General features: G+C 69.0%; 22 protein-coding genes. 17 read left to right on the forward strand and 5 right to left on the reverse strand.

Going from position 1 to position 21,272, the window contains the following annotated elements; all coding sequences use genetic code 11:
- Positions 1 to 93: 93 nt before the first annotated feature.
- The 3 genes from AC07Q9_RS02545 (at position 94) to AC07Q9_RS02555 (ending at position 1,835) form a co-directional block, all read left to right on the forward strand.
- Positions 94 to 390: a hypothetical protein gene (locus AC07Q9_RS02545; RefSeq protein WP_495307162.1), complete on the forward strand. Its 297-nt coding sequence runs from the start codon at positions 94 to 96 to the stop codon at positions 388 to 390.
- A gap of 39 nt (positions 391 to 429) precedes the next feature.
- Complete coding sequence (locus tag AC07Q9_RS02550) at positions 430 to 804, forward strand: DUF2845 domain-containing protein (RefSeq protein ID WP_495307164.1); 375 nt, start codon at positions 430 to 432, stop codon at positions 802 to 804.
- A 215-nt stretch (positions 805 to 1,019) separates the two neighbouring features.
- A complete protein-coding gene (locus AC07Q9_RS02555; RefSeq protein ID WP_489062397.1) occupies positions 1,020 to 1,835 on the forward strand; it encodes a class I SAM-dependent methyltransferase in 816 nt (271 codons plus the stop codon).
- A gap of 7 nt (positions 1,836 to 1,842) precedes the next feature.
- Here AC07Q9_RS02555 and AC07Q9_RS02560 read toward each other — a convergent pair whose 3' ends face one another.
- The 4 genes from AC07Q9_RS02560 to AC07Q9_RS02575 form a co-directional block, all read right to left on the reverse strand.
- A complete protein-coding gene (locus AC07Q9_RS02560) occupies positions 1,843 to 2,193 on the reverse strand; it encodes a DUF2200 domain-containing protein (RefSeq protein WP_495307165.1) in 351 nt (116 codons plus the stop codon).
- A gap of 2 nt (positions 2,194 to 2,195) precedes the next feature.
- Positions 2,196 to 2,435 (reverse strand): hypothetical protein, encoded by a 240-nt coding sequence (locus AC07Q9_RS02565; protein WP_495307167.1) that lies wholly within the window; start codon positions 2,433 to 2,435, stop codon positions 2,196 to 2,198.
- A gap of 75 nt (positions 2,436 to 2,510) precedes the next feature.
- A complete protein-coding gene (locus tag AC07Q9_RS02570) occupies positions 2,511 to 2,831 on the reverse strand; it encodes a hypothetical protein (protein WP_495307169.1) in 321 nt (106 codons plus the stop codon).
- Positions 2,828 to 3,541: a helix-turn-helix domain-containing protein gene (locus AC07Q9_RS02575; RefSeq protein WP_390345616.1), complete on the reverse strand. Its 714-nt coding sequence runs from the start codon at positions 3,539 to 3,541 to the stop codon at positions 2,828 to 2,830. Before AC07Q9_RS02575 ends, AC07Q9_RS02570 begins: the two co-directional genes overlap by 4 nt.
- A gap of 204 nt (positions 3,542 to 3,745) precedes the next feature.
- Between AC07Q9_RS02575 and AC07Q9_RS02580 the strand changes: the two genes are divergently transcribed.
- The 14 genes from AC07Q9_RS02580 to AC07Q9_RS02645 all read left to right on the forward strand — a co-directional run bounded on the left by AC07Q9_RS02580 (position 3,746) and on the right by AC07Q9_RS02645 (position 20,942).
- Positions 3,746 to 4,906, forward strand: a complete 1,161-nt coding sequence (locus AC07Q9_RS02580) for an NAD(P)/FAD-dependent oxidoreductase (protein ID WP_495307170.1) — start codon at positions 3,746 to 3,748, stop codon at positions 4,904 to 4,906.
- Positions 4,907 to 4,939: 33 nt separating this feature from the next.
- Positions 4,940 to 6,391, forward strand: a complete 1,452-nt coding sequence (locus AC07Q9_RS02585) for a M81 family metallopeptidase (protein WP_492677800.1) — start codon at positions 4,940 to 4,942, stop codon at positions 6,389 to 6,391.
- 47 nt (positions 6,392 to 6,438) lie between these two features.
- The gene (locus tag AC07Q9_RS02590; RefSeq protein WP_495307172.1) at positions 6,439 to 8,016 is read left to right on the forward strand and encodes an ABC transporter substrate-binding protein; all 1,578 of its coding nucleotides are present in this window, start codon (positions 6,439 to 6,441) and stop codon (positions 8,014 to 8,016) included.
- Positions 8,017 to 8,029: 13 nt separating this feature from the next.
- Complete coding sequence (locus AC07Q9_RS02595; protein ID WP_056574393.1) at positions 8,030 to 8,965, forward strand: ABC transporter permease; 936 nt, start codon at positions 8,030 to 8,032, stop codon at positions 8,963 to 8,965.
- Positions 8,966 to 8,990: 25 nt separating this feature from the next.
- Positions 8,991 to 9,908, forward strand: a complete 918-nt coding sequence (locus AC07Q9_RS02600; RefSeq protein WP_495307174.1) for an ABC transporter permease — start codon at positions 8,991 to 8,993, stop codon at positions 9,906 to 9,908.
- A 13-nt stretch (positions 9,909 to 9,921) separates the two neighbouring features.
- On the forward strand, positions 9,922 to 10,956 hold the full coding sequence (locus AC07Q9_RS02605; protein WP_495307175.1) for an ABC transporter ATP-binding protein: 1,035 nt from the start codon (positions 9,922 to 9,924) through the stop codon (positions 10,954 to 10,956).
- A complete protein-coding gene (locus tag AC07Q9_RS02610; RefSeq protein ID WP_495307177.1) occupies positions 10,953 to 11,954 on the forward strand; it encodes an ABC transporter ATP-binding protein in 1,002 nt (333 codons plus the stop codon). Before AC07Q9_RS02605 ends, AC07Q9_RS02610 begins: the two co-directional genes overlap by 4 nt.
- A gap of 13 nt (positions 11,955 to 11,967) precedes the next feature.
- On the forward strand, positions 11,968 to 13,425 hold the full coding sequence (locus AC07Q9_RS02615; RefSeq protein ID WP_495307179.1) for an N-acyl-D-amino-acid deacylase family protein: 1,458 nt from the start codon (positions 11,968 to 11,970) through the stop codon (positions 13,423 to 13,425).
- Between the two features lie 234 nt (positions 13,426 to 13,659).
- Positions 13,660 to 14,199: a MarR family winged helix-turn-helix transcriptional regulator gene (locus AC07Q9_RS02620; protein WP_095744276.1), complete on the forward strand. Its 540-nt coding sequence runs from the start codon at positions 13,660 to 13,662 to the stop codon at positions 14,197 to 14,199.
- Between the two features lie 6 nt (positions 14,200 to 14,205).
- Positions 14,206 to 15,804, forward strand: coding sequence for an ABC transporter substrate-binding protein (locus tag AC07Q9_RS02625; protein WP_492734481.1), 1,599 nt, complete (start codon positions 14,206 to 14,208; stop codon positions 15,802 to 15,804).
- A gap of 141 nt (positions 15,805 to 15,945) precedes the next feature.
- Complete coding sequence (locus AC07Q9_RS02630) at positions 15,946 to 16,887, forward strand: ABC transporter permease (protein ID WP_495307181.1); 942 nt, start codon at positions 15,946 to 15,948, stop codon at positions 16,885 to 16,887.
- Between the two features lie 21 nt (positions 16,888 to 16,908).
- Positions 16,909 to 17,859 (forward strand): ABC transporter permease, encoded by a 951-nt coding sequence (locus tag AC07Q9_RS02635; protein WP_495307183.1) that lies wholly within the window; start codon positions 16,909 to 16,911, stop codon positions 17,857 to 17,859.
- Positions 17,860 to 17,861: 2 nt separating this feature from the next.
- Complete coding sequence (locus AC07Q9_RS02640) at positions 17,862 to 19,493, forward strand: dipeptide ABC transporter ATP-binding protein (RefSeq protein WP_495307185.1); 1,632 nt, start codon at positions 17,862 to 17,864, stop codon at positions 19,491 to 19,493.
- A 63-nt stretch (positions 19,494 to 19,556) separates the two neighbouring features.
- On the forward strand, positions 19,557 to 20,942 hold the full coding sequence (locus tag AC07Q9_RS02645) for an amidase (protein ID WP_495307187.1): 1,386 nt from the start codon (positions 19,557 to 19,559) through the stop codon (positions 20,940 to 20,942).
- 10 nt (positions 20,943 to 20,952) lie between these two features.
- Here the strand turns inward: AC07Q9_RS02645 and AC07Q9_RS02650 are convergent, their stop codons facing one another.
- Positions 20,953 to 21,171, reverse strand: coding sequence for a hypothetical protein (locus AC07Q9_RS02650; RefSeq protein ID WP_489062376.1), 219 nt, complete (start codon positions 21,169 to 21,171; stop codon positions 20,953 to 20,955).
- Positions 21,172 to 21,272: the final 101 nt, after the last annotated feature.

Consider the following 21,272-nt stretch of genomic DNA (forward strand, 5'->3'; position numbering starts at 1 on the left):
TAACATTTCGCCCGGCTCCGCCGCACCACCCGGGTCGGACCATCGCGAGGTCTGCGACAACCCAGGGTGTCACCACAAACATGGAGCATCCCGATGTGGAGCATCCTGGCCGACCTTGTCGTCGGCATCTTCGATTTCGTTCTCGATGTCCTGCTGTTCCGGGGCCTGCGCCGCAAGCACGGCCAGCGCAACCGCAGCGTGACGGAAGACACCGTCGAGGTCGCACGCTTCGATTTCGTCACGCTGACGTTCATCGCGCTGGTCAGCGTCGGCTTGATGCTGATCCTGGCCCTCGGCTTCGATGTGCCGGCGGGCTGGAGCGTGGGCATCGGCATCACCGTCGGCGCGATCTGGGGCCTCTGGCGGTACGCCCAGCTGGTTCGTGAGTGAGTGAGCGATGACCGCATGAAGCATTCAAGAGGGTCAACGATGCCGGGCACGGCTCGTTTCGCACGCCTGGTCACCGGGGTTTCGATCGCAGCGGCCGCCTTGCTGATCGCCAGTTCCGCGGCAGCACAGTCCCTCGCCTGCAACGGCTACCTCGTCGGAAAGGGGGCGTCGCCCGCGACCTTGCTCCAGACCTGCGGCGAGCCGGTCTATCGGCAGGCGGTCTGCGTGCCGATGGTGCAGCTGGGCTGGGTCCTCACGCCGTTCCGGCCGGGCAGCCCCGAGGCGGTGCTGGCCAATCAATGCGTACCGATGGAGGAATGGACCTACGACCGCGGGCCGGGCACCTTCTTCGGCATCGTGCGCATCTACAACGGCACCATCGAATCGGTGCGCGACGGCGACCGCGGCCGTTGAAGCGCCGGGAAACGCCCGGCAACATCTCCAGTACCCACTACAGGGGAGAACGCCCGCGCAACGGCGTTGACGCCGATGCCTGGCAGGGCCACCATGGCCCATCGTCCCCGTCACGCATGCCCAAACAGGCAACGGACGCGCTGGAGCAAGGGAGCAGGCCCGCTCTGCAATGAATGGTCAAGCCATGCACTGCCCAGAGCTATCAAGGAGTTCCCATGGCTGCCGAAAGCGACAAGGTGTTCGCGGGCTCGATCCCGAAGTTCTACGACACGCTGATGGTCCCCTTGATCTTCGAGGGCTACGCCACCGACGTGGCGGCGCTCATCGCGGCGTTCTCGCCTGGCGCGGTGCTCGAAACGGCGGCCGGCAGCGGCGCGGTCACGCGGGCGCTGGCGCCCCAGCTGCGCGCCGACGCGCGCTACGTGGTGACAGACCTCAACCCGGCCATGCTCGACTACGCCGTCACGCGGCAGGCCGCCGACAGCCGCCTCGAATGGCGGCAGGCCGATGCGCTCGCCCTGCCGTTCGACGACGCCTCGTTCGATGTGGTGTGCTGCCAGTTCGGCGCGATGTTCTTTCCCGATCGGGTCGCCGGCTACAGCGAGGCGCGCCGCGTGCTCAAGCCCGGCGGGCGCTTCGTGTTCAGCGTCTGGGACCGCATCGAGGACAACGCCTTTGCCGACGATGTCACCCGCGCCGTCGCCACCGTGTTCCCGGACGACCCGCCGCGCTTTCTCGCGCGCACGCCGCACGGCTACCACGACGTCGCACTGATCCGCCAAGACCTTGGCCGCGCGGGGTTCACCGACATCGAGATCAAGACGCTCGAGAAGCTGAGCCGCTCGCCTTCTGCCAGCGAGGTGGCCATGGCCTACTGCCAGGGCACGCCGCTGCGCAACGAGATCGAGGCGCGCGATGCGAGCCTGCTTCAGCTCGCGACGGACCGCTCGGCCGAGGCGATTGCCAGCCGACACGGCACGGGCCCGGTAGCCGGGAAGATCCAGGCGCACGTCATCGTGGCGACCGGCTAGACACGCACTACGTCCGCAGGATCTTCTCGATCGCCTTGCCCTTGGCCAGCTCGTCGACCAGCTTGTCCATGTAGCGGATCTTCTGCATCAGCGGGTCTTCGACTTCCTCGACGCGCACGCCGCACACCACACCCTTGATCAGCGCGCGGTTCGGGTGCAGCGCCGGGGCCTGCGCGAAGAAGGTCCTGAAATCGTTCTGCTGGTCGATCTGCTGCTGAAGCCCCGCCGCGTCGTAGCCGGTGAGCCAGCAGATGACCTCATCGACTTCGTCTTTCGTGCGTTGCTTGCGTTCCGCTTTCTGGACGTACATCGGGTACACCTTGGCGAACGGTGTTGTGAAAATCCGGTGCTCGAGCATCGTCATTTCTCCTTCATGTCAGTGGCAAGGCACGCGATTGCCCCCAAAGCGTTCAACCGCGCAACCAGGTCATCCGCGATGAATGCCGTGGCGGCTTCAATGCGCTGCACTTTTCCAGCCATGATGCCATCCGTCACTCCCTTTGCTTCTGCCAAGCCCAGCTGAAGGACTTCCCTCAAAAGAACGGTGCATGACACCTTCCGGAATCCAGGCTTCCAGCCTGTGATCTCAACGATCGACATCACGAGACTCCCATGTGGTTTCAACGGTATGGACAGCCGCCCCCGGCCTCATCCTTCTCTTCTGCCTTTTGCCAGCTAGGGGTACCAGACGACCGAGCACCCCTCCTCGAATGCGCCTTCGTAGTGTTTCCTGAACGCGTTCATCCGAGGATCGTTCAGCGCTTCGACATCCACCGGGCGCCCTTCCCAGAGGCGAAGATCGACGAATCCGAATTTCGCAAGCTCCGACGCAGCATCCTCTTCGCGAGGGACGTCTTCACTTTGCGCCAGGAAGAGCATGAGCTTGTGCCTGCCACCCACGGCCGGTGCATCCCACTCGAAGTCGCAGACGCCGCTGTAGGTCGCTTCGGCGCCGTAGACATAGACCCGGACCATGCCGGTCGGCGACGCGCTCACCCCTTCCCGCCCCGACCGGTCTTCTTCGCCGCCACAGTCTTGCGCGCCGGCTTCATCGCAGGCGCTTCGCGCGCCGACTTCATGTGCCCGCTCTCCCCCGAGGTCATGCCCACGATCTTCGCGAGCTGGCGGCTCACGCTCACGTAGGCGTGACCGAGGCGGCTGTCGAAGTACAGCGAGTCGCCGCGCGCCAGGCGCACCACTTCGCCGTTGTCGAAGTACACGTCGATCTCGCCCGACAGCACGTAGGCGAACTCTTCGCCGGTGTGGCGCACGAAGTCCTCGGGGCCGTTGATGCGGCGCGCGTGCACGGTGCCGACGATGGGGCTCATCTGCTTGCCGGCGGCAGTGGTGCCCAGGAACTCGTAGGCGATGGCCAGCCCCTTGTAGACCACGCCCTTGCCCGCGCGCGTGACGACCGGGCCGTCGAGCTGCTCGGGCTTGACGCCGGCGCCCGCGAACATGGCGTTCATGTCCATCTCCAGCGCGCGGCCCAGCGCGGTGAAGTTCTCGTAACCGAGCGCGAGCTGGCCGCGCTCGGCGCGCGAGATGGTGGTGATCGACACGCCGGAGCGCTCGGCCAGTTGCGCCAGCGTCCAGCCGAAACGCTTGCGCGCGGTGCGCAGGCGATGGCCGAAAGTGGTGCGGTCCAGCGTGGGCGGCTCTTCCTTCGGCTTCGCCCCGCCCCGGTTCCCTGTGTGTGGAGTCACGCTTGGCTTTCTCTAGGTATGCCGGGCGATTCTGCCAGCCCCGCGCCCGGCCGGCCACGCACGGCGCGACAGCTCCGGCATGCGTTTTGCGTATGTGCAAATTGCGTGTACGCAAATTTCACCTCGGTGGTGCACCCATGGTTTCCCCTTGGTTGGCGCAAATCAATTTGCGTATCCGCAAATTTCTACCTACACTTTTCGGCGATGACAACAAGCACAACCACTCCCGTCGCGGCCGACTACCTCGTGATCGGCGGCGGCATCGCCGGGGCCTCGGTGGCCCACTGGCTCGCCCCGCATGCCCGCGTGATCCTGCTCGAACGCGAAGCCCAGCCGGGCTACCACTCCACCGGCCGTTCGGCGGCGCTCTTCATGGAGAGCTACGGCACGCCGCAGGTGCGCGCCCTCACCATGGCCAGCCGCGCCTTCCTCGAACACCCGCCCGAAGGCTTTGCCGAGCACCCGCTGCTCACGCCGCGCGGCGCGATGATGGTCGCGGGCACCGAGCACCTGCACGAACTCGAGGCGCACTGGGAGCTGCTGCGCGCCATGAACGTCGGCGCCCAGCGCCTGGACGGCGAGCAGGCGCGCGAGATGGTGCCGGCGCTGCGCCCCGAGCAGGTGGCCGGCGCGGTGTACGAACCCGACGCCTCCGACATGGACGTGCACGCCATCCACCAGGGCTACCTGCGCGGCATGCGCCAGGCCGGTGGCAAGCTGGTGTGCGACGCCGACGTCACGGCGATGGAGCGCGTGGGCGACCGCTGGCGCGTGACGGCGGGTGGCACGGTGTACGAAGCGCCCGTGGTGCTCAACGCCGCCGGCGCCTGGGTCGACACGATCGCGCAGCTGGCGGGCGTGCGCCCGCTGGGCATCGAGCCGCGCCGCCGCTCGGCCTTCATCTTCGCGCCGCCCGAGGGCCAGAGCGTGGCGCACTGGCCGATGGTGTTCGCCGCCGACGAAGGCTGGTACATCAAGCCCGACGCGGGCATGTTGCTGGGCTCGCCGGCCAACGCCGACCCGGTCGAGCCGCAGGACGTGCAACCCGAAGAGATGGACATCGCCATGGCCATGCACCGCATCGAGGAGGCGACCACGCTCGCCATCCGCCGCCCCACGCGCACCTGGGCCGGCCTGCGCTCCTTCGTGGCCGACGGCGACCTGGTGGGCGGTTTCGCGCCCGACGCGCCCGGCTTCTTCTGGGTCGCGGCGCAAGGCGGCTACGGCATCCAGACCTCGGCCGCCATGGGCGAGGCCTGCGCCGCGCTGGCACGCGGCCTGCCGCTGCCCGAGCGCATCGCGGGCTTCGGGCTCACGGCCGAGATGCTCGGGCCGCAGCGCCTGCGCACTGCCGCTGCCGCCTGACAAGAACAACCCACAACCCCAAGAGACCATCCCATGCGTGTCTTCAGTGCTTCCCTCGCGACCGAAACCAACACCTTCGGCCCGATGCCGACCGGCATCGCGTCCTTCAAGGACCGCGGCTACTTTCCCGCCGGCCAGCATCCCGATGCGCTGACGATCTACTCGGGCCCGCTGTGGGCCGCGCGCATCCGCGGCAAGGAAAAAGGCTGGACGCTGCTCGAAGGCATGGTGGCGGGCGCGCAGCCCAGCGGCATCACCACGCGCCACGCCTACGAAACGCTGCGCGACGAGATGCTGAACGACCTGCGCGCCGCGCTGCCGGTCGACATGGTGCTGCTCGGCCTGCACGGCGCGATGGTGGCCGACGGCTACGACGACTGCGAAGGCGACATGCTGGCGCGCGTGCGCCAGATCGTGGGCCCTGATGTGGTGATCGGCGCCGAGCTCGACCCGCACAACCACCTCACGCCCGCCATGGTGGACAACGCCAACGTGATGGTCTCCTTCAAGGAGTACCCGCACACCGACGTGCTCGAACGCGGGCTGGAGCTGGTCGACATCTGTGCCGCGGCCGTCGAAGGCAAGGTCAAGCCGGTGGTCGCGATGGTCGACTGCGACATCATCGTCACCGTCCACACCTCGCGCGAACCGGCGCGCAGCTTCGTGCAGCGCATGCAGGCGCTCGAAGGCAAGGACGGCGTGCTCTCGGTCTCGCTCACGCACGGCTTCTCGTGGGGCGACGTGCCCGAGATGGGCACCAAGGTGCTGGTCTACACCGATGGCGACCAGGCCAAGGCGAATGCACTGGCACGCCAGCTGGCCGACGAAGTCATCGGCATGCGCGACGGCCTCACGGTCAACTACCCCAGCATCGACGACTCGCTCGACGAGGCCCTGGCCTTCGACGGCGGCCCCGTGGTGCTGGCCGACGGCGCCGACAACCCCGGCGGCGGCGCAGCGAGCGACTCCACCTTCATCCTGCGCCGCATGCTGGAACGTGGCATCACCAACGCCGCGCTCGGCCCGATGTGGGACCCGATTGCCGTGCGCATCGCCTTCGACGCCGGCGTGGGCGCGAAGCTGCAGATGCGCATCGGCGGCAAGATCAGCCCGCTGTCGGGCGACCCGCTGGACCTCGAATGCACCGTGAAGGCGCTGAAGGAAGACCTGGTGATGACGGGCCTGTCGAACACGCCCACGGCCATGGGCGACTGCGCGCTGGTCGAGGTCAACGGCATCGACATCGTGCTGATCACGCGGCGCAACCAGGCCATGGGCACCGACCTGTTCACGCAGCTGGGCTGCGACCTGGCGGCCAAGAAGATCGTGGTCGTCAAGTCGTCGCAGCACTTCTACGCGTCGTACTCCCAGGTGGCCAAGCACGTGATCTACGCCGGCGCACCGGGCGCCGTGACGCTCGACCTCACCACCCTGCCGTACCGCAAGGCTCGCCTGCCGAAGTGGCCCATCGGCGTCGCCGCCTGAACTCCCTTTTTCTTTTTTGTTTCGCCCCACCGACCGGAGAACCGACGATGACCCGACGAACGCTTGCTGCCCTCGCTGCCCTGGCCCTTTCGGCCGCCAGCCTTCCCGCGCTCGCCCAGACGCCGCCCAAGACACTCAAGGTGGTGGCGCATGCCGACCTGAAGATCCTCGACCCGACCTTCACCACGGCCTACATCTCGCGCAACTTCGGCCACATGGTGTACGACACGCTGTTCGCGCAGGATGCCACCGGCAAGCCGCAGCCGCAGATGGTCGAGAAGTACACGACCTCCAAGGACGGCAAGCAGTGGAGCTTCACGCTGCGCCCGGGCCTGAAGTTCTCCGACGGCGCCGCCGTGACCTCGGCCGACGCCGTGGCCTCGCTGCAGCGCTGGGCGGCACGCGACAGCCTGGGCCGCGCCATGACGGGCGTGGGTGCCGAGTGGAAGGCCACCGACGCGCGCAACTTCACGCTCACGCTCAACGAGCCCTTCGGCATGGTGCTCGACGCGCTGGCCAAGCCCTCGGGCTTTCCGCCGGTGATCCTGCCCGAGCGCATCGCCAAGCTGCCGGCCACCGCGCCCCTCACCGAGGTCGTCGGCTCGGGGCCCTTCATCTTCAAGCGTGACGAATGGGTGCCGGGCAACAAGACGGTGTTCGTGCGCAACCCGAACTACGTGGCGCGCAGCGAGCCGCCGAGCGGCCTGGCCGGCAGCAAGAAGACCAGCCTCGACCGCGTCGAATGGCTCTACCTGCCCGACGCCAACAGCGCGATCTCGGCGCTCAAGCGCGGCGAGGTCGACTACATCGAGCAGCTGGCGCCCGACTACATCGCACCGCTGCGCACCGACAGCAACATCAAGATCGGCTCCGGCGGCGCCTACCAGGGCTTCCTGGTGATGAACCAGCTGCACCCGCCCTTCGACAACCCGAAGGTGCGCCAGGCGCTGCTGCAGGCCGTGAACCAGGAGCGCTTCGTCGCGGCCATGGGCTTCCCGCTGGACATGCGCATGGCCTACTGCGCCACCTGGTTCATCTGCGGCAGCCCCAACGACACCTCGGCCGGCGCGGAGCCTTTCCGCAAGGCCGACGTCGCCAAGGCGAAGAAGATGCTCGCCGACGCCGGCTACAAGGGCGAGAAGGTGGTGCTGATGGTGCCCAGCGACGTGCCCTACCTCAACGCCGAGGCGCTGATGGCCGCGCAGACCATGAAGAGCATCGGCCTGAACGTCGATGCGCAGACCATGGACTGGGCCTCCATCGGTGCGCGCCGCGCCAAGCGCGATGCGGCCGACGCCGGCGGCTGGAACATGTACGTCACGGTGGCCGGCGAGTTCGACGTGAACTCGCCCATCAGCAACGCCTACCTGGGCGCGGCCTGCGGCAACACGCTGCCCGGCTGGCCCTGCGACAAGAAACTCGACGAGCTGCGCACCGCCTGGCTGAAGGAAACCGTGCCGGCCAAGCGCAAGGAACTGCTCGACGCCTTCCAGTCGCGCGCCTACGAGGCCGTGCCGTACATCAACGCCGGCCAGTACTCGGCCGCGTTCGCGGCGCGCGCCAGCATCAAGGGGCTGGACAAGATGTGGGCCGGCATGCCCACCGTCTGGGTGCTCGACAAGTAAGCCACGCGCCACCATGGGCTACATCGTTCGACGCTTTCTTTCCACGCTGCCGGTGATGGCGGTGGTGGCCGTGGTGGTGTTCCTGCTGATCCACCTGTCGCCCGGCGATCCGGCCGCGCTCATCGCGGGCGACCTCGCCACCACCGAGGACATCGACAAGCTGCGCGCCGCGCTCGGCCTGAACCTGCCGCTGTGGCAGCAGTTCGGGCTGTGGATCGGCAAGATCTTCACCGGCGACCTGGGCACCTCGATCTTCACGCAGGTGCCGGTGACGCAGCTGCTCGGCCAGCGGCTGGAGCCCACGGTGTCGATCGCGGCGCTGACCATGCTCATCACGCTGGTGACGGCCGTGCCGCTGGGCACGCTCGCGGCCTACTGCGCGGGCACCTGGATCGACCGGCTCGTGATGTTGTTCGCGGTGCTGGCCTTCTCGGTGCCGGTGTTCCTCGTGGGCTACCTGCTGGTCTACACCTTCGCGGTGCAGCTGCCGTGGTTCCCGGTGCAGGGCTACGTGAACTTCTCCGAAGGCCCCGGTGCCTGGCTGCGCGCGCTGGTGCTGCCCTGCGTGAACCTGGCGCTGGTGTACATCGCGCTGGTGACGCGCATGACGCGCGCCACCGTGCTCGAGGTGCTGCACGAGGACTACATCCGCACCGCGCGCGCCAAGGGCCTGGGCGTGCTGCCGGTGCTGGGCCACGCGCTGCGCAACGCGGCCATTCCCATCGCCACCACCATCGGCGCGGGCATTGCGCTCCTGATCGGCGGCGTGGTGGTCACCGAGACGGTGTTCGCCATTCCGGGTGTGGGCCGGCTCGTGATCGATTCGGTGCAGCGCCACGATTACCCGGTGATCCAGAGCGTGCTGCTGCTGTCGGCGGGCGTGTACGTGCTGATCAACCTCCTGATCGATTTGAGCTACCGCCTCTTCGATCCGCGCATCCAGTACTAGAACAAAGAACGAGCCCAACGACGCCATGTCCACTGCCCTGCCCTTGCGCGAGGTCGATGCGCCGGTGCCTGCCGATGCCGCCGCTGCTTCCGCCGAAGACGCCCCTTTCGTACCGCCGCGCTGGCGCTGGGTGCGCAAGCACCCGACGCTGATCGTCGGCGCGCTGCTGCTCATCGCGGTGGCCGCGCTGTCCATCGCCGCGCCCTGGATCGCCACCCACGACCCGCAGGACATCGACCCGCTCGCGCGCATGCAGCCGGCCTCGGCCGAGCACTGGTTCGGCACCGACGCGCTGGGCCGCGACGTGTTCAGCCGCGCCGTGTGGGGCGGCCGCGTGTCGATGATCGTCGGCGCCTCGGTGGCCGTGCTCGCCACCTTCTTCGGCATCGCGCTGGGCCTGGTGTCGGGCTTCGTGCGCTGGGCCGACGGCCCGATCATGCGGGTGATGGACGGGCTCATGGCCATCCCCGGCATCCTGCTGGCCATTGCGCTCATGGCCGTGACGCGCGCCAGCCTCACCACCGTGATCATCGCCATCACCGTGCCCGAGATTCCGCGCGTGGTGCGGCTGGTGCGCTCGCTGGCGCTCACGCTGCGCGAGCAGCTGTTCGTGGAGGCCGCGCATGCGGTCGGCACGCGGCTGCCGGTGATCCTCGTGCGGCACGTGCTGCCGAACATCGTGGCGCCGCTGGTGGTGCAGGCCACCTTCGTGGCCGCCGCCGCCGTGCTCACCGAGGCCGCGCTGTCCTTCCTCGGCGTGGGCGTGCCTTCGCAGACGCCGAGCTGGGGCAACATGATGGCCGAGGGCCGCAACTTCGTGACCGTGGCGTTCCACATCATCCTGTACCCGGGCCTGCTGCTGGCGGCCACGGTGCTGGCCATCAACCTGCTCGGCGACGGCCTGCGCGATGCGCTCGACCCGCGCCTGGCGCGGCAGCTGTGAAGAGGAACGCGTCATGACCATTCCCATGTCCCAGGCCACCCTCGCCCCCGGCGAGCCCTTGCTCGAGGTCGACAACCTGCGCACCTACTTCAGCACGCTCGCGGGCACGGTGCGCTCGGTCGACGGCGTGTCGTACACCGTGCGCGCGGGCCGCACGCTCGGCGTGGTCGGCGAATCGGGCTGCGGCAAGAGCGTGACGGCGCTCTCGATCCTGCGGCTGGTGCCCACGCCGCCCGGCCGCCACATGGGCGCGGTGCGCCTGCGCGGCACCGACCTGATGCAGCTGAGCGAACGCGAGATGCGGCAGATCCGCGGCAACCGCATCTCGATGATCTTCCAGGAGCCGATGACCTCGCTGAACCCGGTGCTCACCGTGGGCCGGCAGATCGCCGAGACCGTGCAGCTGCACCAGAAGGCCAGCCGCGCCGAGGCGCTGCAGCGCGCGGTCGAGATGCTGCGCCTGGTGCAGATCCCCGAGCCCGAGCGGCGCGTGAACGAGTACCCGCACCAGCTCTCGGGCGGCATGCGCCAGCGCGTGATGATCGCGCTGGCCCTGGCCTGCAACCCCGAGGTGCTGATCGCCGACGAGCCCACCACCGCGCTCGACGTGACCATCCAGGCGCAGATCCTCGACCTCATCAAGCGGCTGCAGAAGGAGCTGGGCATGGGCGTGGTGATGATCACGCACGACCTGGGCGTGGTGGCCGAGAGCTGCGACCGCGTCGTCGTCATGTACGCCGGCAAGAAGGTGGAAGAGGCCGACGTGGTCGACCTCTTCGATCGCCCGCTGCACCCCTACACCCGCGCGCTGATGGCCTCGATGCCCGCCATGAGCACGTCGAGCGCGCGGCTGCACGAGATTCCGGGCATGGTGCCCGCCGCGCACGAGCTGGGGCGCGGCTGCGCCTTTGCCGCGCGCTGTTCGCAGGCACGCGAACGCTGCCGCCGCGAGACGCCGCCGCTGTCCACGCAGGGCGACGGCCACGTGGTCGCCTGCTTCGCGGTGCAGGAACAATGGACCGACGAGGCTGCCGAGGTGAGCGCATGACGACAACCACAACAACATCCGCCAAGGCGCCGCTGCTGCAGGTGCGCGAGCTGCGCAAGCACTACACCTCGCCGCGGCGCTGGCTGCGACCGACCAAGCCCGCGATCCAGGCGGTCGACGGCGTGTCGTTCAACGTCGGCCACGGCGAAACGCTGTCGCTGGTCGGCGAGTCGGGCTGCGGCAAGACCACCACGGCCAAGTCGGTGATGCGGCTGGTCGAGCCCACCTCGGGCTCGGTGCGGCTGAACGGCGAAGAGCTGCTGACCCTGCCCGCGAACGCGATGCGCCAGCGCCGGCGCGACCTGCAGATCATCTTCCAGGACCCCTACGCCTCGCTGAACCCGCGCCTCACGGCCGGCGACATCGTGGCCGAGCCGCTGCGCAACTTCGGCGACGTGTCGGTGGCCGAGCGGCGCGAGCGCGTGCAGTGGCTGTTCTCGCGCGTGGGCCTGCGGCCCGAGGCGGTGAAGAAGTTTCCGCACGAGTTCTCGGGCGGCCAGCGCCAGCGCTTGGGCATTGCGCGCGCGCTGGCACTGAACCCCAAACTCATCGTCTGCGACGAGCCCGTGTCGGCGCTCGACGTGTCGGTGCAGGCGCAGGTGGTCAACCTGCTGATGGACCTGCAGGCCGAGTTCGGCATCGCCTACCTCTTCGTGGCCCACGACCTCGCCGTGGTGCGCCACATCAGCCACCGCGTGGCCGTGATGTACCTCGGCCACATCGTGGAGATCGCAGACCGCGACACGCTGTTCTCGGCGCCGCGCCATCCGTACACCGAGATCCTGCTGTCGGCCGTGCCCGTGCCCAACCCACGCACGCCCGCACGCCGCCTGCTGCTGCAGGGCGACCCACCGAGCCCGGCCAACCCGCCCTCGGGCTGCCGCTTTCACACGCGCTGCCCGATGGCGCAGGCCGTGTGCAAGGAGAAGACGCCCGAACTGACGGAGCGCCCTTCGTCTTCCCAGGGCGGCCATTGGGTCGCCTGCCACTTCCGTTGAAAGCACTGCCCTCATGACCGACAAGACACCCCACTACGACCTCTTGATCCACGGCGGCACCGTGATCGACGGCACCAAGGCCCCGCGCTTCGACGCCGACGTGGGCATCGTCAACGGCCGCATCGCCGCCATCGGCAAGCTCGCGGGCCACACGGCCGACCAGACGCTCGACGCCACCGGCCGCATCGTCGCGCCGGGCTTCATCGACTCGCACACGCACGACGACCAGGCCGTGCTGTCGCACGCGCAGATGCCGTTCAAGGTGTCGCAGGGCGTGACCACGGTGGTGGCGGGCAACTGCGGCATCAGCGCCGCACCGCTGCGTGCCGACATGGACCTGCCGATGCCGCTGAGCCTGCTCGAGACGCCGCCCGAAGACCGCTTCACGACGTTTGCGGCCTACCTCGACGCGCTGCGCGCCACGCCCTCGTCGGTCAACGTGGCGGCGATGGTCGGCCACTCGACCCTGCGCGCCGTGACCATGTCCGACCTCGACCGGCCCGCGACCGACAAGGAGATCGCCGCCATGCAGACGCTGGTCGAGGAAGCCATGCAGGCCGGCGCCATCGGCCTGTCGACCGGCACCTTCTACCCGCCGGCCGTGAAGGCGACCACCGAGGAGATCATCGAGGTCGGCCGCCCGCTCACGGCGCGCAAGGCGCTGTACGTGACGCACATGCGCGACGAGAGCGACCGCGTGATGGAGTCGCTCGAAGAAACCTTCCACATCGGCCGCGCGCTCGACATCCCCGTGGTGGTGTCGCACCACAAGGTGCAGAACACGCAGAACTTCGGCAAGACCAAGGTGACGCTGCCCTTCATCCAGGAAGCGATGAAGCGCCAGTGCATCGGGCTCGACTGCTACCCCTACACGGCCGGCTCCACCATGATCCGCACCGACCGCGGGATGATGGACGGGCGCGTGCTCATCGCCTCCAGCGTGCCACACCCCGAATGCGCGGGCCGCGACCTGAAGGACATCGCGGCCGAATGGGGCGTGTCGGGCGAAGAGGCCGCGCTGCGCCTGTCGCCCGGCAGCGCCATCTATTTCATGATGGACGAGGACGACGTGCAGCGCGTGCTCGCCTTCGACGAGACCATGATCGGCTCCGACGGCATTCCGCTGGGCGACAAGCCGCACCCGCGCCTGTGGGGCACCTTCCCGCGCGTGCTGGGGCACTACAGCCGCGACGTGGGCCTGTTCCCGCTGGAGACGGCGGTGTGGAAGATGACGGGGCTCACGGCGCGCAACTTCGGCCTGCACGAGCGCGGCGCGCTCAAGGTCGGGCACCACGCCGACGTGGTGGTCTTCAATGCCGCCACCGTGCGCGACACCGCGAACTACGAAACGCCGACCGAGCCGGCCGAAGGCATCGACGCGGTGATCGTGAACGGCGCCGTGACGTGGCGCCACGGCGTGCACAGCGGTGCGCGCAACGGCCAGGTGATCGTGCGCCAGGACGCCGCCTGACAGCGCGCACCTCGGCGGCGCCTGCACGGCGCCCGCCTTCGCATCCTGGTGCACGCGCAGCACCGGATCGGTAAACACGCCGGGCCTCAGAGGCCCGGTTTTTCTTTCTTCTTTGCGCTTTTCCGCTCTGGCAGTGCGTTTCTAGGGGATTTCCCTCGACAGCTGGCCCGGAGCTTGCGTAGTTCGCCCACATAGTTGAACATTTCAACTATTGAAGACTTCTACCAACGCGCCATGCACGCCCCGCTTCGCCTGAAAGACGACTACCTCAACGTCCTGCTCGACCTGGCCTCGCAGCGCACGCGCGACCGCGGCTCGCGCATCTACGAGATCGAGCTCGGCCTGTCGATCCGCGACGTGCGGCTGCTGCGCATGATCGGCGCCGCGCCCGGCATCACCATGGGCCAGCTGGTGCAGACCTGCGCCATCGAGAAGACGCTGGTCTCCAAGCTGGTGAGTTCGCTGGTGCAGCGCGAGCTGGTCGAGCGCCAGATCGGGGCCGAAGACGCGCGGCAGATCCGCCTGTGCCTGAGCCCCGCCGGCATCGACATGGTGCTGCGCGCCGAGCCCATCGGGCATGAGATGGAAGCGCGCTTTCTCGACTGCCTGAGCGTCGCCGACATCGAGAACCTGCGCCGCATCATGCACAAGCTCATCGACGCCGAAGAAGGCTCGCGCGACATCTTCGAATTCCTGCTGGTGCAGCTGCGCGAAAGCAAGGAATCGCCCCCGTCTTCCTCTCCCTCGTCTTCCGCTCCCTCCCGAAAGAAGTAAGGCTCCATGGCAATCCACCTTTCACCGCGCCGCGTCGCGGCGGCTTCCCTGTCGGCGCTCGCTTTGTGCTTCGCCGCCACCGTGTCCGCCCAGACCGTGCTTCGCACCGTGCCCTCGTCGGATTTGAAGATCGTCGACCCGATCTGGACCACCGCCAACATCACGCGCAACCACGGCCTGATGATCTACGACACCCTCTTCGCGATGGACGAGAAGGGCGTCATCAAGCCGCAGATGGTCGACAAGTACAGCGCGAGCGCCGACAACAAGGTGTGGAGCTTCACGCTGCGCCCGGGCCTGAAGTTCCACGACGGCGCACCGGTCACCTCGCAGGACGTGATCGCCTCGCTGGCACGCTGGGCCAAGCGCGACACGCTGGGCCAGAAGATGTACGAGGCGATGGACAGCATCGCCGCCGACGGGCCGAACGGCTTTCGCATGACGTTCAAGCAGCCCTTCGGCGTGGTGCTCGACGCGCTCGGCAAGCCCAACCCGCTGGTGCCGTTCATCATGCCCAAGCGCGTGGCCGACACGCCCGCCGACAAGCAGATCGACGAGCTGGTGGGCTCCGGCCCCTTCACGCTCGCCAAGGAAGACTTCCGCCCGGGCGACCGCGTCATCTACCGAAAGAACACCGCCTACGTGCCGCGCAAGGAGCCCGCCTCGGGCCTGGCCGGCGGCAAGGTGGTGCACGTCGACCGCGTCGAGTGGGTGATGCTGCGCGACCCGCAGACGCAGGCCAACGCGCTGCTCAACGGCGAGGTCGACATGCTCGAGACCGTGCCGTCGTCGGGCTACACCGGCATGCGCACCAACGACAAGATCGAGCTCGTCGACGTGATGCCGGCGGGCCCCTTCACCGTGCTCTACAACCACAAGGTGCCGCCCTTCAACAACCCCAAGGCGCTGAAGGCCGCGATGCTGGCCATCAACCAGGAGGCGATGCTGCGCGCGCAGGTCACCTTCCGCGACTTCTACAAGCCCTGCGCCTCGATCTACCTGTGCGGCTCGCTCTATGCGAGCGACAAGACGGGCTTCTACACCGGCAAGCCGCAGTTCGAAGAAGCGCGCAAGCTGCTCAAGGAATCGGGCTACGACGGCAAGCCCGTGGTGATCCTGCTGCCGGGCGACGCGCCCGCGCTGAACAAGTTGCCCGCGGTGTACGGCCAGCTGCTCAAGCAGGTGGGCTTCAACGTCGACGTGCAGACCACCGACTGGGCCACGCTCGTGACCCGGCGCGCGAAGAAAGACCTGCCCGAGAACGGCGGCTGGAACGCCTTCATCACCTTCTGGGGCGGCGTGGACGCGAGCAGCCCCATCGGCTACAGCCCGCTGACCGGCAACGGCGACCAGGGCTACTTCGGCTGGCCCGTGGTGCCCGAGCTCGAAGCGCTGAAGACCAAGTTCATCGCCACCGCCGACCTCGCGCAGCGCAAGGAGATCGCCACGCAGATCCAGCAGGTCGTGCTCGAACACGGCGTGCTCGCCCCGCTCGGCGAAGGCAAGGCGCCCACGGCCGTGCGCCGCGGCACCATCACCGGCCTGCTGCCGTCGCCGGCGGTGCTGTACTGGAACGTGCGCAAGACGTCCGCGCCATCGCCATGACCGCGACATAGGCCGGCCCGCGCGCCCGCCCCTCTCCCTTTCTGATCGCCACCCCTGACCGGCTGCGCCTTGCGCGGCAGCCGGGCGGGACTTCCTTTGCCCGCGCCACACGCCCGGCCCCTCGTCAAGGACCTGATTCACATGCTCCACTTCCTGTTGCGCCGCGGACTGGCCACCGCGCCCGTGCTCCTGATCGTGGCCGTCATCGTCTTCCTGCTGCTGCGCATGACGCCCGGCGACCCCGCGGCGGCCATCGCGGGCGACGCGGCCAGTGCGCAGGACATCGCACGCATCCGCGCCCAGCTGGGCCTGGACGCATCGATCGTGACGCAGTTCGTGCACTGGCTCGGCCAGGTGCTGCGCGGCGACCTCGGCTACTCGTTCTTCTACCGGATGCGCGTGACCGACCTGATCGGCCAGCGCCTGGAGCCCACGCTCTCGGTGGCGGCGGTGACGGTGGTGCTCACGGTGCTGATCGCCGTGCCGCTGGGCGTGCTCGCGGCCTCGCGGCGCGGCAGCCGGCTCGACCGCTTCATCATGGGCGCCTCGGTGCTCGGCTTCTCGGTGCCGGTGTTCGTGGCCGGCTACGCGATGATCTGGCTGTTCTCGATGCAGCTCGGCTGGCTGCCTTCGCAGGGCTACCAGCGCATCGGCGACGGCGTGGGCCCGTGGCTGCGCCACCTCGCCCTGCCCTGCGTCACGCTGGCCGTGATGTACGCGGCGCTCATCGCGCGGGTCACGCGCGCGGCGGTGTCGGAGGCGCTCACCGAAGACTACGTGCGCACCGCGCGCGCCAAGGGCATCGCCGAGTGGCGCATGCTGCTGCGCCACGCGCTGGCCAACGCGGCCGTGCCGATCGCCACCGTCATCGGCCTGAGCGTGGCGGGCCTGATCGGCGGCGTGGTGGTCACCGAGACGATCTACGCGATCCCCGGCCTGGGCCAGCTCACGGTGGATGCCGTGCTCTCGCGCGACTACCCGCTGATCCAGGCGATCACCCTCTTCTTCTCGCTCGTGTACGTGGTGGTCAACCTGCTGGTGGACCTGAGCTACCTGCTGCTCGATCCGCGCATCCGGTACTGACCTTCCTTCGAAAGCCCCGCCATGACTTCGATCTCCCTGCGCGACGACGCGCCTGCCTCTGTCGCGGTTCCTCCCGCTGCACCCCGGGCCCCGGCCCGCTCGCTGCTGCGCCGCCTGCTCGCCAACGGCGGCGTGCGCATCGGCGGCGTCCTGCTGGCCGCGATGCTGCTGCTGGCGGTGGCCGCGCCCTGGCTCGGCACCATCGACCCGAACGCGATGGACCCCGCGAACTCGCACCTGCCGCCCGGCGCGCGCGCCGAGTTCACCACGCTGGCGGGCGACAGCTTCGATCGCTTCTTTCCGCTGGGCACCGACAGCATGGGCCGCGACCTGTGGAGCCGCACGGCCTACGGCGCGCGCATCTCGCTGTCGGTGGGCGTGGCGGTGGCGCTGGGCTCGGTCGCGTTCGGCCTCGTGGTGGGCATGGTGGCGGGCTACTTCCGGCGCCTGGACGGCGTGATCATGCGGGTGATGGACGGGATGATGGCCATCCCCGGCATCCTGTTCGCGATCGTGCTGGTGGCCGTGTGGCGGCCCAGCCTGCTCACGGTGATCCTGGCCATCGTGGTGCCCGAGACGCCGCGCGTGGCGCGGCTGGTGCGCTCGGTGGTGCTGTCGGTGCGCGAAGAGCCCTACGTGGAGGCGGCCGTCGCGCTCGACACGCCGACCTGGAAGCTGATGTTGCGCCACATCCTGCCCAACACGGTGGCGCCGCTGATCGTGCAGGGCACCTTCATCTGCGCGGCGGCGATGCTGGCGGAGGCCGTGATGTCCTTCCTGGGCATCGGCCTGCCGTCCGAAGTGCCGACCTGGGGGAACATCATGTCCGAGGGCCGCACGCACTTCACCTCGCACCCCTCGACCGTGCTGCTGCCCGGCCTCTTCCTGGCGCTCACGGTGCTGGCCGTGAACATGCTCGGCGACGGCCTGCGCGACGCGCTCGATCCCAAGTTCAAGGCACGCGGAGGCTGAGCATGACATCCACCCCTTCTTCGGCTTCTGCAGCGCCCTGCCTCGTGGTGCGCGACCTCGCCATCGACCTGCCCGCCGGTGCCGACCGCGCGCATGCGGTGCACGGCATCTCGTTCGACGTCTTGCCCGGCCAGGTCGTGTGCCTGCTGGGCGAATCGGGCTCCGGCAAGTCGGTCATCGCGCAGGCCGCGATGGGCCTGCTGCCCGCGTCGCTGCGGCCCTCGGCCGGGTGCATCGAGGTGCAGGGCGAGGACGTGCTCGCGGCCAGCCCGGCGCGGCTGCGTGCCCTGCGCGGCGCACGCATGGCGATGGTGTTCCAGGAGCCGATGACCGCGCTCAACCCGGTGATGCGCTGCGGCGCGCAGGTCGACGAGATCCTGGCCGAGCACACGACGCTGGGCGCCGCCGCGCGCCGCGCGCGCGTGCTGGCCATCTTCGAGCGCGTGCGGCTGCCCGAGCCCCAGCGCATCTACGACGCCTACCCGCACCAGCTCTCGGGCGGACAGCGCCAGCGCATCGTGATCGCCATCGCGCTGATCCTGCGTCCGGCCCTGCTGATCTGCGACGAGCCCACCACCGCGCTCGACGTGACCACGCAGGCCGAGATCCTCGCGCTCATCCGCGAGATGCAGCAGGAGAACGGCACCGCCGTGCTGTTCATCACGCACGACTTCGGCGTGGTGGCGGACATCGCCGACCAGGTGGTGGTGCTGCAGCTGGGCCGGCAGGTCGAGAGCGGCCCGAAGGACGAGGTGCTGCGCCGACCGAAGGAGGCCTACACGCGCATGCTGCTCGACGCCGTGCCGCGGCTGGCGCCGGTGCTGCGCGCACCCATCGACGCCCAGGCGCCGCTGCTCGATGCGCGCGGCGTGGGCAAGGTCTACCGCACGGGCAGCTGGCCCGGCAAGCGCCGCACGGTGCACGCGGCGGCCGACGTGTCGCTGAAGCTGCATGCGGGCGAGACGGTCGGCATCGTGGGCGAGTCGGGCTCGGGCAAGTCGACCGTGGCGCGCTGCATCGCGCGGCTCATCGAGCCCACCGACGGCGACATCCGCGTGCCCGGCATCGAGGGCTCGCGCGGCGCGCAGCGCTCGGCGTTCCGGCGCATGGTGCAGGTCGTGTTCCAGGACCCGAACCGCTCGCTCAACCCGCGCCGCACGGTGGGCCAGTCGATCGTCGAGGGGCCGGTGAATTTCGGCGTGCCGCACGCCAAGGCCTGGCAGCGCGCCGAGGAGCTGATGGCGCTGGTGCGGCTGCAGCCCGAGGTGCTGCACCGCTACCCGAGCGAGTTCTCGGGCGGCCAGCGCCAGCGGCTGTGCATCGCACGCGCGCTGGCCTGCGAGCCGCGCGTACTGATCGCCGACGAGGCCGTGTCGGCGCTCGACGTGTCGGTGCAGGACCAGATCCTGAAGTTGCTCGCGGAGATCCAGCAGCGGCTGTCGATCGGCATCCTGTTCATCACCCACGACCTGCGCGTGGCCAGCCAGATCTGCGACCGCCTGATCGTGATGCACAAGGGCCGCATCGTCGAGCAAGGCAGCGCGCACGACGTGCTGCTGTCGCCGCGCGAGGCCTACACGCGCACGCTGCTGGCCGCGGCGCCGGGCCAGGGCTATGCGTTCGGGGGCGGCTGAGCGCCGCCGCCCTCCTCTCTTTCAACCCACCTTCATCCCACCACCCCAAGAAGAAACGAAGACATGACCACACCCCTGTACGAACTCAGTGCCCTCCAGTTGCTCGAACGCTACCGTGACCGCGCCTTGTCGCCGGTCGAGGTGACGCAGGCCGTGCTTGCGCGCATCGAACGCTGGGAGCCGCACATCCACGCCACCTACGGGCTGGACGCCGAAGCCGCGCTGGCATCGGCGCGCGCCTCCGAGGCACGCTGGGCCCAGGGCAAGCCGCAGGGCGATCTCGACGGCGTGCCGGTTACGCTCAAGGAGAACATCGCCACGCGCGGCACGCCCACGCCGATCGGCAGCGCAGCCACCGTGCTGGCGCCCGCCGTGGCCGATGCCCCCGCCGCCGCACGCCTGCGCGAAGCCGGCGCGGTGATCGTGACCAAGACGACGATGCCCGACTTCGGCTTTCTCGGCGCGGCGCCCTCGAGCTTCCACGCGCTTACGCGCAACCCGTGGGACCTGGGCCGCAACACCGGCGGCTCGAGCTCGGGCGCCGGCGCCGCCGCCGCCGCGGGCTACGGCCCGTTGCACCTGGGCACCGACATCGGCGGCTCGGTGCGCATTCCGGCCAGCTTCTGCGGCGTGTTCGGCCTCAAGCCCAGCCACGGCCGCATCCCGGTCGACCCGCCCGCCGCGGCGCGCGTGATCGGCCCCATGACGCGCACCGTGGCCGACGCAGCGCTCTTGATGCAGGTGGTGACGCGCCCCGACGCGCGCGACTACATGAGCCTGCCGCCGAACGACTTCGCGTGGCAGCGGCTCGAACGCAATGTGAAGGGCCTGCGCATCGGCCTGTGGACCGAGACCATGGGCGGCTGGCCCATCGATGCGGAAGTGAAAGAGGCCGTGCTGGCCGCGGCCCGCCTGTTCGAGCAGGCCGGCGCCATCGTCGAGCCGCTGGCCGACTGGACCACGCTCGACATGCGCATGGGCATGGCCCACTTCTTCACGATGCGCTGCCGCGTCGACCTGGCCGCGATGGCGCCGGAGCGCGCGAAGCTCGCGGCCGGCTACATCCATCAGGCGGCGGAGTTCGCCGCCTCGCTCACGCCCGAAGACACCTTCCGCGCCTTCACGCGCATGCAGGCCTTGCGCGCGGCCACCGTGGCGGCCACGCAGCCCTTCGACTACGTGCTGTCGCCGGTGTCGCCGGTGCTGCCCTTTGCGGCGGAGGCCATCAACAGCGGCTCGGAAAACCTGCTGAAGGACTCGCACTTCACGTCGGTGTTCAACCAGTCGGAACAACCGGCCGCGTCGATCAACTGCGGCCATGCAAAGAACGGCCTGCCGATCGGCCTGCAGATCGCGGGGCGCCGCTTCGACGACCTGGGCGTGCTGCAGATGGCGCGCTTCTACGAATCGGTGCGTCCGGCGCAGGCGCGCTGGCCTGAACCGGTCTGAAGGGGCCTGGTCAGTCCGGCGCGTTCATCACGCGGTCGAACTCTTCGTCGGCCGGCACGTTGTCGGCATCGAGCTCGCTGGCATCGGTGAGGTCGATGCCCGTTTCGTCCGACAGGTCGTCGGACGCATCGGCTTCGAGTTCATCGAAGTCGTCGGCAGGCGTGCTGTCGTCATCGTCGTCTTCGGACGACGAGGCGGTGCGCGCGGTGGCATCGGCGTGGGGCGTCATGATCGAATTCCTCGGCAGATGAGTAAACGGCCCTCTATGGTGCGCCTGTTTTGCCCCTTGCGGTGGATCGACGGGCTGACGTCGGTGTCGGAAAGTTTCCC

Source organism: Variovorax sp. GW821-FHT09A10 (assembly GCF_059418385.1).

Excerpts from the sequence above, each read along its gene's own strand:
- AC07Q9_RS02650 (WP_489062376.1), bottom strand. The coding sequence starts at position 21,171 with ATGACGCCCCACGCCGATGCCACCGCGCGCACCGCCTCGTCGTCCGAA.
- AC07Q9_RS02565 (WP_495307167.1), bottom strand. The coding sequence starts at position 2,435 with ATGTCGATCGTTGAGATCACAGGCTGGAAGCCTGGATTCCGGAAGGTG.
- AC07Q9_RS02645 (WP_495307187.1), top strand. The coding sequence starts at position 19,557 with ATGACCACACCCCTGTACGAACTCAGTGCCCTCCAGTTGCTCGAACGC.
- AC07Q9_RS02560 (WP_495307165.1), bottom strand. The coding sequence starts at position 2,193 with ATGCTCGAGCACCGGATTTTCACAACACCGTTCGCCAAGGTGTACCCG.
- AC07Q9_RS02580 (WP_495307170.1), top strand. The coding sequence starts at position 3,746 with ATGACAACAAGCACAACCACTCCCGTCGCGGCCGACTACCTCGTGATC.
- AC07Q9_RS02630 (WP_495307181.1), top strand. The coding sequence starts at position 15,946 with ATGCTCCACTTCCTGTTGCGCCGCGGACTGGCCACCGCGCCCGTGCTC.
- AC07Q9_RS02605 (WP_495307175.1), top strand. The coding sequence starts at position 9,922 with ATGACCATTCCCATGTCCCAGGCCACCCTCGCCCCCGGCGAGCCCTTG.
- AC07Q9_RS02595 (WP_056574393.1), top strand. The coding sequence starts at position 8,030 with ATGGGCTACATCGTTCGACGCTTTCTTTCCACGCTGCCGGTGATGGCG.
- AC07Q9_RS02640 (WP_495307185.1), top strand. The coding sequence starts at position 17,862 with ATGACATCCACCCCTTCTTCGGCTTCTGCAGCGCCCTGCCTCGTGGTG.
- AC07Q9_RS02555 (WP_489062397.1), top strand. The coding sequence starts at position 1,020 with ATGGCTGCCGAAAGCGACAAGGTGTTCGCGGGCTCGATCCCGAAGTTC.
- AC07Q9_RS02550 (WP_495307164.1), top strand. The coding sequence starts at position 430 with ATGCCGGGCACGGCTCGTTTCGCACGCCTGGTCACCGGGGTTTCGATC.
- AC07Q9_RS02585 (WP_492677800.1), top strand. The coding sequence starts at position 4,940 with ATGCGTGTCTTCAGTGCTTCCCTCGCGACCGAAACCAACACCTTCGGC.
- AC07Q9_RS02600 (WP_495307174.1), top strand. The coding sequence starts at position 8,991 with ATGTCCACTGCCCTGCCCTTGCGCGAGGTCGATGCGCCGGTGCCTGCC.
- AC07Q9_RS02620 (WP_095744276.1), top strand. The coding sequence starts at position 13,660 with ATGCACGCCCCGCTTCGCCTGAAAGACGACTACCTCAACGTCCTGCTC.
- AC07Q9_RS02635 (WP_495307183.1), top strand. The coding sequence starts at position 16,909 with ATGACTTCGATCTCCCTGCGCGACGACGCGCCTGCCTCTGTCGCGGTT.
- AC07Q9_RS02610 (WP_495307177.1), top strand. The coding sequence starts at position 10,953 with ATGACGACAACCACAACAACATCCGCCAAGGCGCCGCTGCTGCAGGTG.
- AC07Q9_RS02590 (WP_495307172.1), top strand. The coding sequence starts at position 6,439 with ATGACCCGACGAACGCTTGCTGCCCTCGCTGCCCTGGCCCTTTCGGCC.
- AC07Q9_RS02625 (WP_492734481.1), top strand. The coding sequence starts at position 14,206 with ATGGCAATCCACCTTTCACCGCGCCGCGTCGCGGCGGCTTCCCTGTCG.
- AC07Q9_RS02545 (WP_495307162.1), top strand. The coding sequence starts at position 94 with ATGTGGAGCATCCTGGCCGACCTTGTCGTCGGCATCTTCGATTTCGTT.
- AC07Q9_RS02615 (WP_495307179.1), top strand. The coding sequence starts at position 11,968 with ATGACCGACAAGACACCCCACTACGACCTCTTGATCCACGGCGGCACC.